Source organism: Pseudomonas sp. BJa3 (genome assembly GCF_026343815.1).
Taxonomy (GTDB): Bacteria; Pseudomonadota; Gammaproteobacteria; order Pseudomonadales; family Pseudomonadaceae; genus Aquipseudomonas; species Aquipseudomonas soli.
In genome coordinates, this window is the sequence record NZ_JAOXMC010000056.1 from 1 (window position 1) to 440 (window position 440).

General features: G+C 71.4%; 1 protein-coding gene. It reads left to right on the forward strand.

Features of this window, described 5'->3' with window-relative positions; genetic code table 11:
• Nucleotides 1-440: hypothetical protein (locus OH705_RS26865; RefSeq protein WP_267303386.1), on the forward strand; the 440-nt coding region annotated here is incomplete at both ends.

Genomic DNA, 440 nt, shown 5'->3' on the forward strand with positions numbered 1-440 from the left:
ACCCTGTCGAGCCGCTCCGGCGCCGTGCAGGCGACCGTGACCGGCGCGCTGCGCAACAGCGACGGCGGCGCGCTGGTCGCCCAGCAGCGCCTGGACGTCAAGGCCGCCAGCCTGGACAACAGCGCCAAGGGCATCCTCTCCAGCGGCAGCGGCCAGCAGCTGACCATCACGGCGGCACTGGACAACCATGACGGCGGCCTGATCGATGCCGGGGAAAAACTGGTCATCACCAGCGGCTCCTTCGACAACCACGGCGGCCGCGTGGCCACCCGCCAGGACCTGGGCCTGACCGCCGCGAGCCTGAACAACAACGACGGCAGCCTCGCCGCCCAGGGCACCCTGACCCTCGACCTGCTCGGCGAGCTGCTCAACCGCCAGGGCAAGCTGTTCGCCGGCAAGGACCTGCTGCTCCAGCGCGCCGGCCTGGTGGACAACCAGGC